General features: G+C 61.8%; 14 protein-coding genes. 9 read left to right on the forward strand and 5 right to left on the reverse strand.

What is annotated here, in order from left to right:
- Positions 1-117 precede the first annotated feature (117 nt).
- Entirely contained in the window at positions 118-540 is a 423-nt protein-coding gene (locus C4J84_RS13820) for a DUF2231 domain-containing protein (protein ID WP_124367232.1), read from the forward strand.
- Positions 537-1,829 carry a sorbosone dehydrogenase family protein gene (locus C4J84_RS13825; RefSeq protein WP_124435547.1) on the forward strand — a complete coding sequence of 431 codons (1,293 nt, stop codon included), beginning with the start codon at positions 537-539 and terminating at the stop codon, positions 1,827-1,829. Before C4J84_RS13820 ends, C4J84_RS13825 begins: the two co-directional genes overlap by 4 nt.
- A 42-nt stretch (positions 1,830-1,871) precedes the next feature.
- On the opposite strand, the gene C4J84_RS13830 is transcribed toward C4J84_RS13825, so the two are convergent.
- Both C4J84_RS13830 and C4J84_RS13835 read right to left on the reverse strand, forming a co-directional pair.
- Positions 1,872-3,275 carry an MFS transporter gene (locus C4J84_RS13830; RefSeq protein WP_124363076.1) on the reverse strand — a complete coding sequence of 468 codons (1,404 nt, stop codon included), beginning with the start codon at positions 3,273-3,275 and terminating at the stop codon, positions 1,872-1,874.
- Between the two features lie 142 nt (positions 3,276-3,417).
- Positions 3,418-3,948, reverse strand: coding sequence for a GNAT family N-acetyltransferase (locus C4J84_RS13835; protein ID WP_124370893.1), 531 nt, complete (start codon positions 3,946-3,948; stop codon positions 3,418-3,420).
- Between the two features lie 355 nt (positions 3,949-4,303).
- Here C4J84_RS13835 and proP point away from each other — a divergent pair, with 355 nt between their 5' ends.
- Complete coding sequence (gene proP, locus C4J84_RS13840; RefSeq protein WP_124435548.1) at positions 4,304-5,806, forward strand: glycine betaine/L-proline transporter ProP; 1,503 nt, start codon at positions 4,304-4,306, stop codon at positions 5,804-5,806.
- A 51-nt stretch (positions 5,807-5,857) separates the two neighbouring features.
- Complete coding sequence (locus C4J84_RS13845; RefSeq protein WP_124370895.1) at positions 5,858-6,364, forward strand: GAF domain-containing protein; 507 nt, start codon at positions 5,858-5,860, stop codon at positions 6,362-6,364.
- On the opposite strand, the gene C4J84_RS13850 is transcribed toward C4J84_RS13845, so the two are convergent.
- Positions 6,339-7,262 (reverse strand): AraC family transcriptional regulator, encoded by a 924-nt coding sequence (locus C4J84_RS13850; protein WP_124370896.1) that lies wholly within the window; start codon positions 7,260-7,262, stop codon positions 6,339-6,341. The genes C4J84_RS13845 and C4J84_RS13850 overlap by 26 nt on opposite strands.
- 174 nt (positions 7,263-7,436) lie before the next feature.
- On the opposite strand from C4J84_RS13850, the gene C4J84_RS13855 reads away from it, so the two are divergent.
- Positions 7,437-8,459, forward strand: coding sequence for an alpha/beta hydrolase (locus tag C4J84_RS13855; protein ID WP_124370897.1), 1,023 nt, complete (start codon positions 7,437-7,439; stop codon positions 8,457-8,459).
- Positions 8,459-9,646: an MFS transporter gene (locus C4J84_RS13860; protein WP_124370898.1), complete on the forward strand. Its 1,188-nt coding sequence runs from the start codon at positions 8,459-8,461 to the stop codon at positions 9,644-9,646. The genes C4J84_RS13855 and C4J84_RS13860 overlap by 1 nt, the downstream gene beginning before the upstream one ends.
- Here C4J84_RS13860 and C4J84_RS13865 read toward each other — a convergent pair.
- A complete protein-coding gene (locus tag C4J84_RS13865) occupies positions 9,639-10,460 on the reverse strand; it encodes a helix-turn-helix domain-containing protein (RefSeq protein ID WP_124363083.1) in 822 nt (273 codons plus the stop codon). The genes C4J84_RS13860 and C4J84_RS13865 overlap by 8 nt on opposite strands.
- Before the next feature lie 97 nt (positions 10,461-10,557).
- Between C4J84_RS13865 and C4J84_RS13870 the strand changes: the two genes are divergently transcribed.
- A complete protein-coding gene (locus C4J84_RS13870; RefSeq protein ID WP_124370899.1) occupies positions 10,558-11,769 on the forward strand; it encodes an MFS transporter in 1,212 nt (403 codons plus the stop codon).
- 132 nt (positions 11,770-11,901) lie between these two features.
- Here the strand turns inward: C4J84_RS13870 and C4J84_RS13875 are convergent, their stop codons facing one another.
- Positions 11,902-12,216 (reverse strand): DUF2834 domain-containing protein, encoded by a 315-nt coding sequence (locus C4J84_RS13875; RefSeq protein ID WP_124435549.1) that lies wholly within the window; start codon positions 12,214-12,216, stop codon positions 11,902-11,904.
- A gap of 121 nt (positions 12,217-12,337) precedes the next feature.
- Between C4J84_RS13875 and C4J84_RS13880 the strand changes: the two genes are divergently transcribed.
- Complete coding sequence (locus tag C4J84_RS13880) at positions 12,338-14,047, forward strand: amidase (RefSeq protein WP_124435550.1); 1,710 nt, start codon at positions 12,338-12,340, stop codon at positions 14,045-14,047.
- Between the two features lie 356 nt (positions 14,048-14,403).
- The gene (locus C4J84_RS13885) at positions 14,404-14,835 is read left to right on the forward strand and encodes a nuclear transport factor 2 family protein (RefSeq protein WP_124367244.1); all 432 of its coding nucleotides are present in this window, start codon (positions 14,404-14,406) and stop codon (positions 14,833-14,835) included.
- Positions 14,836-14,857: the final 22 nt, after the last annotated feature.

Below are 14,857 nucleotides of genomic sequence, written 5' to 3' on the forward strand. Positions count from 1 at the left end.
GGTGAACTTTCTCACAAACAGCGCGCTCCTTTCCTATGCAAAGCCTATGTGCAAAGCCTATGCAAAGTCATCGCACGCCTAGCCAGGCGTGCCGAACGATAAGGAGCTGCATCCCCCATGACTACCCTTCCCGCCTATCGCTGCACGCCAGGCCCGCTGCATGCGACCTTGCTCGCCGGCAGCGTGCCGCTGTTCCTCGGCGCTACGCTCAGTGACATTGCCTACGGCCAGACCTACCAGATTCAGTGGGCCAATTTCGCCTCCTGGCTGATCGCCGGTGCGTTGGTGTTCAGTGGGTTTGCCCTGTTATTCGCCCTGGTCAATCTGCTGCGCGCCGAACGCAAGGCCGGGCGCCCTGCCGCCTACTTTCTGCTGTTGCTGGCCGCTTGGGTGTTGGGGCTGATCAACGCCTTCCAGCACGCCAAGGATGCCTACGCCATGATGCCGACCGGCCTGGTGCTGTCAGTGATCGTCACGCTGCTGGCGATGGTGGCGACGTGGATCGGCCTGACTAACCTGCGTTCGGGAGCTGACCAATGAAAACCACCCAAACCTTGACCCTGTTAAGCGCAGCGTTGCTGCTGGCCGCGTGCGGCGGCGAAGGCGACAAGACTCAGGTCCACGGCCCCGACCCCAAGTTACCGGCCCAACAAAGCAGCCTGCTGCCGAGCATGAAGATCGCCGAGCCCGTCGCCTGGGGCGACCAGAAACCCAAGGTACCCGAGGGCTACAGCATCACGGCGATCGCCACCGACCTCGCCATCCCGCGCCAGACCCTGGTACTGCCCAACGGCGACATCCTCGTCGCCGAAGGCCGTGGCGGCAGCGCGGCCAAGCTCAAGCCCAAGGATGTGATCGCCAGCCTGATCAAGGCCGAGGGCAATACCAAGGTCAAGAGCGGCAACCGCATCACGCTGTTGCGCGATGCCGATGGTGACGGCACTTATGAACTCAAGACCGTGTTCGCCGACAACCTCAACGCGCCCTATGGCCTGGCTTACGCCGATGGGAAAATCTACGTGGCCAACCAGGATGCGCTGGTGCGCTTCGACTATGCCGACGGCCAGACCAAGGCCAGCAGCGCCCCGGTCAAGGTCACCGACCTGCCGGCGCAGATCAATCACCACTGGACCAAATCCCTGGCGGTGAGCGAGGACGGTCGCCAGCTCTATGTCGGGATCGGCTCCAACAGCAACATCACCGAGCGCGGCATGGAAGTGGAAATCGACCGGGCGATGGTCTGGCAGATCGACGCCGCGACCGGTGCACACAAGCCCTATGCCACCGGCCTGCGCAACCCGACGGCGCTGACTATCCAACCGGGTTCGGGGCAGCTGTGGACGGTGGTCAACGAGCGCGATGAACTGGGCCCGGACCTGGTGCCGGATTACCTCAGCTCGGTGCGCGAAGGCGCCTTCTACGGCTGGCCTTATAGCTACTGGGGCCAGAACGTCGACCCGCGTGCACAACCGCAGAACCCGGCCAAAGTGGCTGCGGCGATCAAGCCCGATTACAGCCTCGGTTCGCACGTTGCGGCACTCGGTGTGGATTTCTCCATCCCGGCCATGGGCGAAAAATTCGCCGACGGCGTGTTCGTTGGCGAACACGGCAGTTGGAACCGCGATAATCCGGTGGGCTACAAGGTGATCTTCGTACCGTTCAGCAACGGCAAACCGGCTGGCGAGCCTGTGGACTTCGCCACCGGTTTTCGCGGGGAGGGTGGCAAGACCCGTGGTCGCCCGGTCGGTGTGACGGTGGACCCGAAAGGTGCGCTGATCATTGCCGATGATTTGGCCAACACAGTGTGGCGGGTAACGCGTAATCGCTGAACCGACACTGCCGGAGCGGCTTGCCCGCTCCGGCACTCTCACTCAGAGGTCGGTGATTTCCTTATGGCGCGGCACCAGCGTCTTCATCACGCTCCACGCCACCAGGTACGCCAGGGCACAGATCGCGAACATGATCATGTAGCCGGTGTGGATGTCGTTGATGGATTTGTAGTAGTCAAACACCCAGCCGCCGATCTTGGTCATCACCACTCCGCCCAAGCCTCCCGCCATGCCGCCGATACCGACCACCGAAGCGACGGTTTTCTGCGGGAACATGTCCGATACTGTGGTGAAGATATTGCACGACCACGCCTGGTGTGCCGAGGCGCCCACGCCGATCAGCAATACCGGGACCCAGAAGCTGATGTAGCCCAACGGCTGGGCCAGCAGCACCACCAGCGGGAACAGCGCGATCACCAGCATGGCTTTCATGCGGCCATCATAGGGCGCGTCGCCCCGTGCCATGAAGTAACTGGGAAACCAGCCACCCCCGATACTGCCAACCATGGTCATGCTGTACAGCACGGCCAGCGGCATCACGATATCGGCGCCCTTCATGCCGTATTGCGCCGACAGGTAAGTCGGCAGCCAGAACAGGAAAAACCACCAGACGCCGTCCGTCATGAACTTGCCGAAGGCAAAGGCCCAGGTCTGGCGATAGGTCAGCAATTTGAACCACGAGACTTTTTTCGGTGTTGCGCCCGCAGCCAATGGCGTGAAGGGTTGTACGGTCTGGTCGCTGCGAATGTAGGCCAGTTCTTCGGCCGACAGGCGTTTTTGCTGCTCAGGTTTTTCGTACACGGCGGCCCACACGGCCACCCACACGAAGCCCAGCATGCCGATGACCATGAAAGCCGCTTCCCAGCCCCACATCCCGGCGATCAATGGCACACAGATGGGCGCCAAAATCGCGCCTACGTTGGCGCCCGAATTGAAGATCCCGGTGGCGAACGAACGCTCTTTCTTGGGGAAGTACTCGGCCGTGGCCTTGATCGCGATGGGAAAGTTGCCCGCCTCGCCAATCGCCAGCACCGCGCGTGACAGCATGAAACCGGCAATCGACACCGGGATCACCGCCAGGCCGACGGCAGTGCTGACCGCCGCAAGGCCCTCGCCCATTTGCACCGAGAAGGCATGCATGATCGCGCCGGTGGACCAGATGCCAATCGCCACGACGTAGGCGGCCTTGGTGCCGATCTTGTCGACAAACCGCCCGGCAAACAGCATGGAAATCGCATAGACGAATTGGAACACCGCCGCGATGTTGGCGTAATCGGTGTTGCTCCAGCCAAATTGCGTGGACAACTGCGGCGCCAGCAGGCTGAGCACCTGGCGGTCGAGGTAGTTGACGGTAGTGGCGAAAAACAGCATCGCGCAGATCGTCCAGCGATAGCTGCCGACCGCCTGGCCGACACGATGGGCACTGATGGGCTCGTTCAGATTCATGGCATCACTTTTTATTTTTGTTAGGTAGGACATATGCAACGTCATATGTCGTCGTACAACTGTGGCTTTTATATCGGGCTGTCTGGGCAGTGTCAATCTGAAAGATTGCTGTGAACGAGGATTTACAGGGGTGTGAAAACTGTCAGGCTGAAGCAGTTGTAGGATGACAAACGCGCATCACTCGGCTGGGTGCTTGGCCGGGCACATCATCGAGCAGGCCGAATGGCTGCATGCCGATCTTCTCCAACACCCGGATCGACGCGGCGTGCTCCGGTCGCACCAACCCGAAAACCTCCGGCAAGCCCAGCGTTTCGAATGCCAGCACTAAGGCATCGCGCCCCACCTCGGTGGCATAGCCCTGCCCCCAGGCTTCGACGGCGAAGCGATAGCCGAGGTTGATGCGCGGCACTGTCAGGTAGTTGAGCGGCGCAATGCCGCCGAAGCCGATGATGTGTTCGGGGGCCTCACGCCGTGCAACCGCCCACCAGCCGTAGCCCAGGGCAGACCATTGGTCGAGCCAGCGCTGCAGCAGGCGCTGCGCATCATCGACACTGGCCATGGGGCCGGCAGGGTTGAACAGGTTGGTCTGGGGGTCGCTGTAGATGGCGAATAGTCGCTGAACATCCGTTGGCCGTGGTTGGCGGTAGATGAGGCGTGAATGGTTGTTTGGCATACAAATGACGTCCCTATTGGCGGCATAACGCTGCGAGCCCAGTTTAACCAGCAGGTACACGCCTCGGTAGGCACACAGCTGGACAATGTGGGAGGGGGCTTGCCCCCGATGGCGGTGGGTCAGCAGCAGATGCATTCATTGACAGCCCCTCATCGGGGGCAAGCCCCCTCCCACATTAGAGTTTCGCTGACGCTTGGATACGCGCACTGCCGGGTGGCATGGATCACGACATTTTGGCTAATTCGAGAAAAAGTAGCCCAATGGGTGAATTATTTAGTGTCCGCTTGTATCTGAAGTGACAGAGCGGTGCCATCGCGGCGATGGCGCCTCCCGTTCAGCTTCTAGAGTGGCCCGCATGATATTACGTAAGAAACGCGTCAAACCCATCGGTTTGAACGACATCACCATTGTCGACGACAACAAGATGCGCAAGGCAATCACCGCCGCCGCACTGGGCAACGCCATGGAATGGTTCGACTTTGGCGTCTATGGGTTTGTCGCTTATGTGCTGGGCAAGGTGTTCTTCCCAGACGCGTCCCCCAGCGTACAAATGATCGCGGCGCTGGCCACCTTCTCGGTGCCCTTCCTGATCCGCCCACTGGGCGGTCTGTTCTTCGGCGCTCTGGGTGACAAGTACGGACGACAGAAAGTCCTCGCCGCCACCATCGTGATCATGTCCCTGAGCACCTTCGCCATCGGCTTGATTCCGGGGTACGCGTCCATTGGCATCTGGGCACCGATCCTGTTGCTGTTGTGCAAAATGGCCCAGGGTTTCTCGGTGGGCGGCGAATACACCGGCGCGTCGATTTTCGTCGCCGAATACGCCCCGGACCGCAAGCGCGGGTTCCTCGGCAGTTGGTTGGACTTCGGCTCGATTGCCGGCTTCGTGCTGGGCGCCGGCCTGGTGGTGTTGATTTCCACTGTGCTCGGCGAGGCGGATTTCGAGGCCTGGGGCTGGCGCCTGCCGTTCTTCCTGGCCCTGCCTTTGGGCATCATCGGCCTGTACCTGCGCCACGCGCTGGAAGAGACTCCGGCGTTCCAGCAACACGTCGAAAAACTCGAGCAGGGTGACCGCGAAGGCCTCAGCCATGGCCCCAAGGTGTCCTTCAAGGAGATCGCCACCAAGCATTGGCGCAGCCTGCTGACCTGCATTGGTATCGTCGCGGCCACCAACGTGACCTACTACATGCTGCTCACCTACATGCCCAGCTACCTGTCGCACAACCTGCATTACGCCGAAAACAGCGGTGTGCTGATCATCATCGCGATCATGGTCGGCATGTTGTTCGTGCAGCCGTTCATTGGCTTTGTCAGCGACAGGATCGGCCGCAAGCCCTTCATCATCGCCGGCAGCATCGGCCTGCTGTTCCTGTCGATCCCGGCGTTCATGCTGATTACCAGCGGCAAGACCGGGCTGATCTTCAGCGGCCTGCTGATTCTGGCAATTGTGCTTAACTTCTTTATCGGCGTGATGGCATCGACGCTGCCGGCGATGTTCCCCACTCACCTGCGCTACAGCGCGCTGGCGAGTGCCTTCAACGTCTCGGTATTGATCGCCGGTATCACGCCCACTGCAGTGGCCTGGCTGGTAGAAAGCACCAACGACCTGTACATGCCGGCCTACTACCTGATGGTGTTCGCCGTGGTCGGTCTGGTCACGGGCCTGACCATGAAGGAAACTGCCAATAAACCATTGCGAGGGGCGGCCCCGGCGGCCTCCGACATGGAAGAAGCCAAGGAATTGTTGCAGGAGCACCATGACAATATCGAGCAGAAGATCGAGGACATCGATGCTGAGATTGCGGCGCTCCAGGCCAAGCGCGAAAACTTGGTGCAGCAGCACCCAAGGATCAATTAAGACCTGGCTGTGCGTGGTCGCTGTCTGCGGCCACGCCTTTGGAGCGTTCACATGATTCCAAGCGTCACCTCTGCCCAATCGCTGCTGAGCGCCGACGAACGCGCTGCCATCGCAGAAATCGAAGCGACCACCAACATCCTTAAACTGGTCACCCGCCTGACCGGCATGCGCTTCGCCGGCATCGCCAAATTCACTGACCTGGAATGGATAGTCTGCTCGGCCTACGACCCCATGCAGATGGGCATCCATGTCGATGACGTGCTCGACCTGGAAACCACCCTGTGCAGTGAGTTCTGCGTCGATCCCCAAGCCTTGTTCGTCCCGCAGATCAGCCTCGACGGCCGCTTTGCCGCACGCCCGGTGGTCAAGCAATACGCCATCGAAAGCTATGCCGGCGCGCCGATCTTCCTGCCCGACGGGCGCCTGTTCGGTGCACTGTGCGCGCTGGATTCGCGCGCCATGCTGTTCGACGACCCCAACCTGCCGGAAACCCTGAGCCTGTTCGCACGACTGATCGGGTGCATCTTTTACGCTAACTTGACTCCGTCAGATCAGTAACACCTGCCCTGCCCCGCAGCGCGGCCATGTCGCGCTTGGGCGGTACGCCGAACAGACGGCTGTACTCACGGCTGAACTGCGATGGGCTCTCATAACCGACTTTGAACGCGGCACTGGACACATCCTGGTGCTCGTTCAACATCAAGCGCCTGGCCTCGTTCAAGCGCAGCCATTTCTGATACTGCAGCGGACTCATCGAGGTCAGTTGGCGGAAGTGATGGTGAAAGGTTGCCGCGCTCATTTGCACGCGCGCGGCCAGCTCTTCCACGCGTAGCGCGCTGTCGAAATTCAATTTCAGCCAATCGATGGCCTTGGCGATCCGATACCCCTGCCCGTCCACTGAACAGATCTGGCGCAGTCGGCCGGCCTGGTCGCTCTTCAATAACCGGTAGTGAATCTCGCGTTGGATCAACGGTGCCAGTACCGGGATGGCGTCAGGTTCATCCAGCAATGCCACCAGGCGCGCGAATGCTGCCAGCATGCCGTCCGTCACCCGGCCGATGCCAACCCCCTTCATCATCGCGCGCTCACGGGTTGGCGGCAGGCCGCCCTGGGCGATCAGCTCGGCCAGCATGCGCAGGTCCAGCTTGAACATCAGCCCCAGGCACGGTTGCTCGGGGCTGGCGACCAGCACTTCGGAGTTGGCCGGAATATCCAGCGAGGTCACCAGAAATCGCGAGGTGTCATAGGGATAGCCCTCACCGCCGACCCACAACCGCTTCTCGCCCTGTACCACCAGCACGATGCTCGGTTCGACCATGCACACCACCGGCGCGGCCGGCTGTTCACGCCGATAGAACCCCAGGCCCGGGATCGGCATCGGGTAGTCGCCGGGCGCCGGAATGCGCGAGCCGATGGCCTGGATCAGCGCGTCCAGCGGCGATTGATGGATCGTCATAGGGCCCTTCCACTGCTTCACTGACTGTCTTGGCAGGACTTTACCCGCGCCAGCCCCAGGCGTCGCCGCCAAACCGTGAAACTCAGAGGATCAGGCAAGTAATCCACTCAAATGCACTACAGAAGCCGGGCCGCCATCGGGAAAATGCTCGGACACTTCGCAAGGAACATCCCTATGAAACGCCTCTTGCTCGCGCTGGGTTTGCTGGTGACCTCCCTTTCCTCATTAGGAGCCGATATGTCCAACGGTGCTGATAACTTCTACACCAGCGACACGGTGACGGCCGAGAACGTCACCTTCAACAATCAATACGGCATGCAGGTTGCGGGCACGTTGTTCACGCCTAAAAACCTCGCCGCCGGATCCAAAAGCGCCGCCATTGTCGTCGGCCATCCCATGGGCGCCGTCAGGCAACAAAGCGCCAACCTCTATGCCACCAAAATGGCCGAACAGGGTTTCGTTACCCTTTCCCTGGACCTGTCGTTCTGGGGCGAAAGCGCCGGCACGCCGCGCAACGCGGTGCTGCCCGACCTCTACACCGAAGACTTCAGCGCCGCCGTGGACTTCCTCGGCACCCGCCCCCAGGTCGATCGTGAACGCATCGGTGCCATCGGCGTGTGTGGCAGCGGCAGCTTCGTGATCAGCGCGGCGAAGATCGATCCGCGCATCAAGGCGATAGCGACCGTCAGCATGTACGACATGGGCGCCGCCAACCGCAACGGCCTCAAGCACGGCGTGACGCTGCAACAGCGCCAGCAGGTGTTGCGCCAGGCGGCCAACCAGCGCTACGTCGAGTTCCAGGGCGGCGAGACCGTCTACACCGGCGGCACGCCGCAGACCCTCACCGGCGACGCGGTGGGCGATGAGTTCTACGATTTCTACCGCACCCCGCGCGGCGAAGTCACGCCGCCAGGCGCCTCCAAGCTGACCACCACCCGGCCGACGTTGACCAGCAACGTGAAGTTCATGAACTTCTACCCGTTCAACGACATCGAGACGATCTCCCCACGCCCGCTGCTGCTGATTGCCGGGGCCGACGCGCACTCCCGTGAATTCAGCGAAGACGCCTTCCAGCGCGCCGCCGAGCCCAAGCAATTGCTGATCATCCCGAACGCGGGGCACGTCGATCTCTACGACCGGGTCAACCTGATCCCGTTCGCCAAACTCACCACCTTCTTCCAGAGCTATTTGAAGTGATGTCTGCTACATCCCAAACCCAACGCTGGGGCGCTGTGCTGGCCATGTCGCTGGCGGCGTTCGCGCTGGTTGCTTCCGAATTCATGCCGGTGAGCCTGCTGACACCCCTGGCCGCCGACCTGCACATCACCGAAGGCCAGGCCGGCCAGGGCATTTCGGTGTCCGGGGTGTTTGCCCTGCTCACCAGCCTGGTGATCGCCTCGATCGCCGCGCGGGTGGATCGCAAGCGCCTGCTGATGGCGCTGACACTGCTGATGATCGTCTCCGGCAGCGTGGTGGCGTTCGCCCCGAACTACCTGGTGTTCATGCTCGGTCGTGCATTGATCGGCGTGGCGATTGGCGGCTTCTGGTCACTGTCGGCGGCCACGGCGATGCGCCTGGTGCCGCAAGCCCAGGTGCCGCGTGCCCTGGCCATCGTCAACGGTGGCAATGCACTGGCGACGGTGATCGCGGCGCCACTGGGCAGCTTTCTGGGCGGCATCATCGGCTGGCGTGGCGCGTTTTTCTGTGTGGTGCCGGTGGCCGTGATTGCACTGGTGTGGCTGCTGGTGAGCCTGCCTGCGCTGAAGAACAAGGCCGAGGCGAAAGCCGGCAATGTCCTGAGCCTGATGAAAAACCCCACCGTAGCCCTGGGGATGGTGGCCGTCAGCGTGTTCTTCATGGGCCAGTTCATGCTGTTCACCTACCTGCGGCCGTTCCTGGAAAGCGTGACCCGAGTTGACGTCTCCACGCTGTCGTTGATGCTGCTGGTGCTCGGCCTGGCGGGCCTGGCCGGGACGTTCCTGATTGAACGCTTCCTGAAGCACCACCTGTACCCGACGCTGATTGCCATCCCGCTGATAATGGCAGGCATCGCCCTTGCACTGGTGGCGTTCGGCAGTTCCACCCTCATGACCAGCGTGTTGCTGGGCAGCTGGGGCCTGGTGGCGACCGCCGCGCCGGTGGGCTGGTGGACGTGGTTGTCGAGAACCACGCCTGACAACGCCGAGGCCGGCGGTGGCTTGATGGTCGCCATCATTCAATTGGCGATTGCCGCAGGCGCCACGGTCGGCGGCGTGGCGTTTGACCTGAGCGGTTACCAGGCGACCTTCGAACTGAGCGCGGCCTTGCTGGTGGTCGCCACCGTGCTGGCCTACCTGGCGTCACGCCGCCCGCGGCCTGCCCGCGTCATCAGCAGCGCTAGCTGAAAAACTGACTCGGCGTCTTGCCGAACTGTTTTTTGAACATGCTGGTAAAGGCGCTGGGGCTTTCGTAACCCAACTCAAGGGCCACATCGATAATTTTCTCGCCCACCGCGATGCGCTCCAGCGCCAACAGCAAACGGGCCTGTTGGCGCCACTGGCCGAAGGTCATCCCGGTTTCGCGGCGGAACAGGCGTTGAATGGTTTTTTGATCCAGGTCCAGGCGCTGGCTCCAATCGGCGACGGTGGACGCATCGCCCGGGTCTTGCTGCAGCGTCAGGCAGATGTGATTGATGCGCGGGTCGGCGGGCTGAGGAAGTGACAACGGCAACGCGGGCAGGATAGCCAGCTCATCGAGGATCAGGCGCATGATCCTGGCGTCGCGCGAATCCTCGGCAAAGGGCGGTTTCAAGCTGACCGAGACTTTGATCAATTCACTCAGCAGCGGCGACACCGTCACCGTCTTCGGCTCGGTCGGCAGGTCCGGAAAGCTGTCCGGGCGCACGAATACGCTGCGCATTTTCAAGGTGCCTACGCAACGCAGCGCATGCACCTGGCCACAGGGCATCCAGAACCCGCGATTGGGCGGCACCGTCCACTGGTTCAACGCCGAATACACCACCATCACGCCGCCAATGGCGTAGAGCAGTTGATGCTTGTTGTGGCTGTGCTCGGGAATCACCCAGTTTTCCGGGTAGTCAGTGGCCGAGCTGATGACGGCCCAATCGCCTTCATCGATCTCCTGGAGGAATTTGTCGAGGGATTTGATGATTTCGCCCTTTTTGCGATGAATTACGCCCGAATTGCGCGAGACAGGCATTTGCGTCGACTCTAGCATGGCTCCCGAAATAATTAGAAATGGGCCGCCCGCTCAAGTAGTGTCGGCCCCTGTTCGCTGCCTTGTATGGAATGCCTGCATGTCGACCCTCACCGCGACACCCGCCGCTGCCACCGCGACGCCTCAGGTCAGCCCTTTGGTCATGCGCGTGCTCGGCGCCTGCGCCCTGGCGCATCTGATCAACGACCTGATCCAGGCCGTGCTGCCGTCGATCTACCCAATGCTCAAGGCCAACTACGGCCTGACGTTTACCCAGGTCGGCCTGATCACCCTGACCTTCCAACTCACCGCATCGCTGCTGCAGCCCTGGATCGGCTACCACACCGACCGTCATCCCAAGCCCTGGCTGCTGCCGGCGGGCATGGTCTGCACCTTGATCGGTATTCTGATGCTGGCGTTTGTCGGCAGCTTCCCGCTGATTTTGCTGGCGGCGGCGCTGGTGGGTGTCGGCTCGTCAACGTTCCACCCGGAAACGTCCCGCGTGGCACGCCTGGCCTCCGGCGGCCGCTATGGCCTGGCGCAATCGACGTTCCAGGTCGGCGGCAACACCGGCAGCGCCTTCGGCCCACTGCTGGCAGCGGCCATCATTATTCCCTACGGCCAGAGCCATATCGCCTGGTTCGGCCTGTTCGCGGTGTTCGCGATCCTGGTGCTGTACGGCTTGAGCCGCTGGTACCGCCACCACCTCAACCTGTTCAAGCTCAAGCAAGGCGGCAAGCCGACCCATGGCCTGTCCAAAGGCCGGGTGACCTTTGCCCTGGTGGTGCTGGCGCTGCTGGTGTTCTCCAAATATTGGTACATGACCAGCCTGACCAGCTACTTCACGTTCTACCTGATCGAAAAATTCCAGCTGTCGGTCGCCAACTCCCAGATGTACCTGTTCCTGTTCCTCGGCGCGGTGGCCGTGGGCACCTTCGCCGGCGGGCCGATCGGCGACAAGATCGGGCGCAAGACAGTCATCTGGTTTTCGATTCTTGGCGCCGCACCGTTCACCCTCGCCCTGCCCTATGTCGACCTGTTCTGGACTGCCGTACTCAGCGTGATCATCGGCTTTATCATCGCCTCGGCGTTCTCCGCCATCGTGGTGTTCGCCCAGGAACTGGTGCCGGGCAATGTCGGCATGATCGCCGGGATCTTTTTCGGCCTGATGTTCGGCTTCAGCGGGATCGGCGCGGCACTGTTGGGTTTGCTCGCCGATAGCCACGGTATCGAATACGTCTACAAGCTCTGCTCGTTCCTGCCGTTGGCGGGCATCCTGACGATATTGTTGCCGTCGACAAAAGGCGTGTAGGCCTGCCGCTATCCAGGCGGGAGACGCTTAAACAATGTGGGAGGGGGCTTGCTCCCGATGGCGGTATGTCAGTTATAGAGGATGTGACTGAACCACCGCCATCGGGAGCAAGCCCCCTCCCACATTGGATTTCTAGCGTTCCGTGCGTCGCGTGAAACCATTGACGACGATATACAGCAGCGGCCCTATCGACACGAACACCGCCGTCAGCAGGAAATAGGGGATCAACGACGCCACAGAGCGCCCCCGCCCCCGCGCATCCCGGTACATCCACACACACGCCAGTATTGCCATCAGGTACAGGTCAATCACCACCTGCGCCGTGTCCGGCCGTGACAACAATTGCTGCCCAAACGCAATGAGCGATTGCTCGGCCGTCAACATGGTCGCCACGGTATACAACGAAAACCCGAGCAAACCGGCCAGGGCGATATAGGGTCTGGGCATGTTCTCCTCCTTGGAGTGCAATATGGATCATCAAGCTACTTACCTTAGCAGCAAGCTGGCACTGGGAAATATCTGTACGTAGACTGCCGCCATACCTCCACTTGAAGGCGGCGAAAAAAACCTGATGCAAGTTACCGAAGTCTCCATTGCCCAATTGCGCGCTGCGCTTGAATCCGGCCAGACCAGCGCCGTTGAACTGGTGCAGGCCTACCTGGCGCGGATCGACGCCTATGACGGCCCGCAGACCGCCACCGCGCTGAACGCCGTGGTGGTGCGCAACCCCGAGGCCTTGCAGGAAGCCGAGGCGTCCGATGCACGCCGGGCAAAAGGCCAGACGCTGGGGCCGCTGGATGGCATTCCCTATACGGCCAAGGACAGTTACCTGGTCAAGGGCCTCACCGCCGCGTCCGGCAGCCCGGCGTTCGCCAAGCTGGTCGCCCAGCGTGATGCCTTCACCATCGAGCGTTTGCGCGCTGGCGGGGCCATCTGCCTGGGCAAGACCAATATGCCGCCCATGGCCAACGGCGGCATGCAACGCGGCGTCTATGGCCGCGCTGAAAGCCCGTACAACGCCGATTACCTCACCGCACCGTTCGCCTCGGGTTCGTCCAACGGCGCCGGCACGGCCACGGCGGCAAGTTTCGCCGCGTTTGGCCTGGCCGAAGAAACCTGGTCGAGCGGTCGCGGCCCGGCCTCCAATAACGGCTTGTGTGCGTACACGCCTTCGCGTGGGGTGATTTCGGTACGCGGCAACTGGCCGCTGACTCCGACCATGGACGTGGTGGTGCCCTATGCGCGCACCATGGCCGACCTGCTGGAAGTACTCGACGTGGTGGTCGCCGAAGACCCGCACACCCGTGGCGACCTGTGGCGCCTGCAACCCTGGGTGCCGATCCCCAGCGTCAGTTCGGTGCGCCCGGCGTCCTACGCCGAACTGGCGGTGGGCAGCGCGGCCCTGGCCGGCAAACGCTTCGGCGTGCCGCGCATGTACATCAACGCCGACCCTGAGGCCGGCACCAGTGAGAAACCCGGGATTGGCGGACCGACCGGGCAGAAAATCCACACCCGCGCCTCAGTGATCGAGCTGTGGCAAGCCGCACGCCACGCCCTGGAAGCCGCAGGCGCCGAGGTCATCGAAGTGGATTTCCCACTGGTGTCCAATTGCGAAGGCGACCGCCCCGGCGCGCCCACAGTGTTCAACCGTGGCCTGGTGTCCCGACAGTTCCTCCACGATGAACTGTGGGAATTGTCGGCCTGGGCGTTCGATGACTTTTTGCGTGCCAACGGCGACCCGGCGTTGAACCGCCTGGCAGATGTCGATGGACCGAAGATCTTCCCCCACGACCCCGGCACCCTGCCCAACCGCGAAGACGACCTGGCCGCCGGCATGGACGAATACGTGCGCATGGCCCAGCGCGGCATCACGCCGTGGAACGAGATCAGCAGCTTGCCCGACGGCTTGCGCGGCCTCGAGCAAACCCGCCGGCTGGACCTGGAAGACTGGATGGACCGCCTGGGGCTCGACGCGGTGCTGTTCCCCACCGTGGCCGACGTTGGCCCGGCCGATGCCGATGTCAACGAAGCCTCCGCGGATATCGCCTGGAGCAATGGCGTGTGGGTGGCCAACGGCAACCTCGCCATTCGCCACCTTGGCGTGCCTACGGTCACCGTGCCGATGGGCGTGATGGCGGACATCGGCATGCCGGTCGGGCTGACATTTGCCGGGCGGGCGTATGACGATTCGGCGCTGTTGCGCTTTGCGTCAGCGTACGAAGCCACCGGCGGCAAACGCATGATTCCACCGCGTACACCGCCGTTGTCAGCCGGCTGATCACCGCCCCATGTGGGTGTGGACTTGCCCTAATGCCGGTCAGTTAAGAAGTAGCAGGAGCGAGAACTAACTTGTGGCGAGGGAGCTTGCTCCCGCTGGGGCGCGAAGCGGCCCCAAACAATGGGACTGCTGCGCAGTCCAGCGGGAGCAAGCTCCCTCGCCACAGGTTCGGTGTCGCCTTAACTCACTGGCATTAGGGCTTGCCCCCTCCCACAGGTTCAGCCGAGTTCCACGTCGGTAGATAAGTAATTTCAGAATATTTCAAGCCCCCCCTTTCCTTCCCCTGCCAATTTATTGCATGGTTGTACGACGACAGACCTCATCATGTCGCTCCCCCACAACAATAAGGACTCCCCATGCAAAATCTCAAAGTGCTGATCGCTTTCCTGTGCCTGTTCTCCGGCTACGTCGCGGCCGCACCGGCGCCCGCCGAGAAGGAAGTAGCCCAGGCGGTCGACCAACTGACCCAGGCTATGTTGCACCTGGACCTCAAGCAACTGCATGCGCTGACCGCAGATACCCTCACCTACGGCCATTCCAGCGGCAAGGTGCAGAACAAGGCGCAGTTCATCGAAGACCTGGAAACTCACAAGAGCGCGTTCAAGACCCTGGAAATGCAAAACCAGAGCATCACCCTCAATGGCGATACCGCTCTGGTGCGCAACCACTTTCACGCCCTGGCGGTGAACAGTGGCGTCGAAGTGCCGACCGATATCGATAACTTCCAGGTCTGGCAGAAACAGAAAGGCCAATGGCTGCTGATCGGCCGCCAGGCCTACAAATACTGACCCTTGCCGGTGAGCCGCTCAG

It is taken from the genome of Pseudomonas sp. R11-23-07 (genome assembly GCF_003852295.1).
In the GTDB taxonomy this organism is placed as follows: domain Bacteria; phylum Pseudomonadota; class Gammaproteobacteria; order Pseudomonadales; family Pseudomonadaceae; genus Aquipseudomonas.

Bases quoted from the DNA above. Each gene is read 5' to 3' on its own strand.
- C4J84_RS13820 (WP_124367232.1), top strand. From the start codon at position 118: ATGACTACCCTTCCCGCCTATCGCTGCACGCCAGGCCCGCTGCATGCG.
- C4J84_RS13825 (WP_124435547.1), top strand. From the start codon at position 537: ATGAAAACCACCCAAACCTTGACCCTGTTAAGCGCAGCGTTGCTGCTG.
- C4J84_RS13830 (WP_124363076.1), bottom strand. From the start codon at position 3,275: ATGAATCTGAACGAGCCCATCAGTGCCCATCGTGTCGGCCAGGCGGTC.
- C4J84_RS13835 (WP_124370893.1), bottom strand. From the start codon at position 3,948: ATGCCAAACAACCATTCACGCCTCATCTACCGCCAACCACGGCCAACG.
- proP (WP_124435548.1), top strand. From the start codon at position 4,304: ATGATATTACGTAAGAAACGCGTCAAACCCATCGGTTTGAACGACATC.
- C4J84_RS13845 (WP_124370895.1), top strand. From the start codon at position 5,858: ATGATTCCAAGCGTCACCTCTGCCCAATCGCTGCTGAGCGCCGACGAA.
- C4J84_RS13850 (WP_124370896.1), bottom strand. From the start codon at position 7,262: ATGACGATCCATCAATCGCCGCTGGACGCGCTGATCCAGGCCATCGGC.
- C4J84_RS13855 (WP_124370897.1), top strand. From the start codon at position 7,437: ATGAAACGCCTCTTGCTCGCGCTGGGTTTGCTGGTGACCTCCCTTTCC.
- C4J84_RS13860 (WP_124370898.1), top strand. From the start codon at position 8,459: ATGTCTGCTACATCCCAAACCCAACGCTGGGGCGCTGTGCTGGCCATG.
- C4J84_RS13865 (WP_124363083.1), bottom strand. From the start codon at position 10,460: ATGCCTGTCTCGCGCAATTCGGGCGTAATTCATCGCAAAAAGGGCGAA.
- C4J84_RS13870 (WP_124370899.1), top strand. From the start codon at position 10,558: ATGTCGACCCTCACCGCGACACCCGCCGCTGCCACCGCGACGCCTCAG.
- C4J84_RS13875 (WP_124435549.1), bottom strand. From the start codon at position 12,216: ATGCCCAGACCCTATATCGCCCTGGCCGGTTTGCTCGGGTTTTCGTTG.
- C4J84_RS13885 (WP_124367244.1), top strand. From the start codon at position 14,404: ATGCAAAATCTCAAAGTGCTGATCGCTTTCCTGTGCCTGTTCTCCGGC.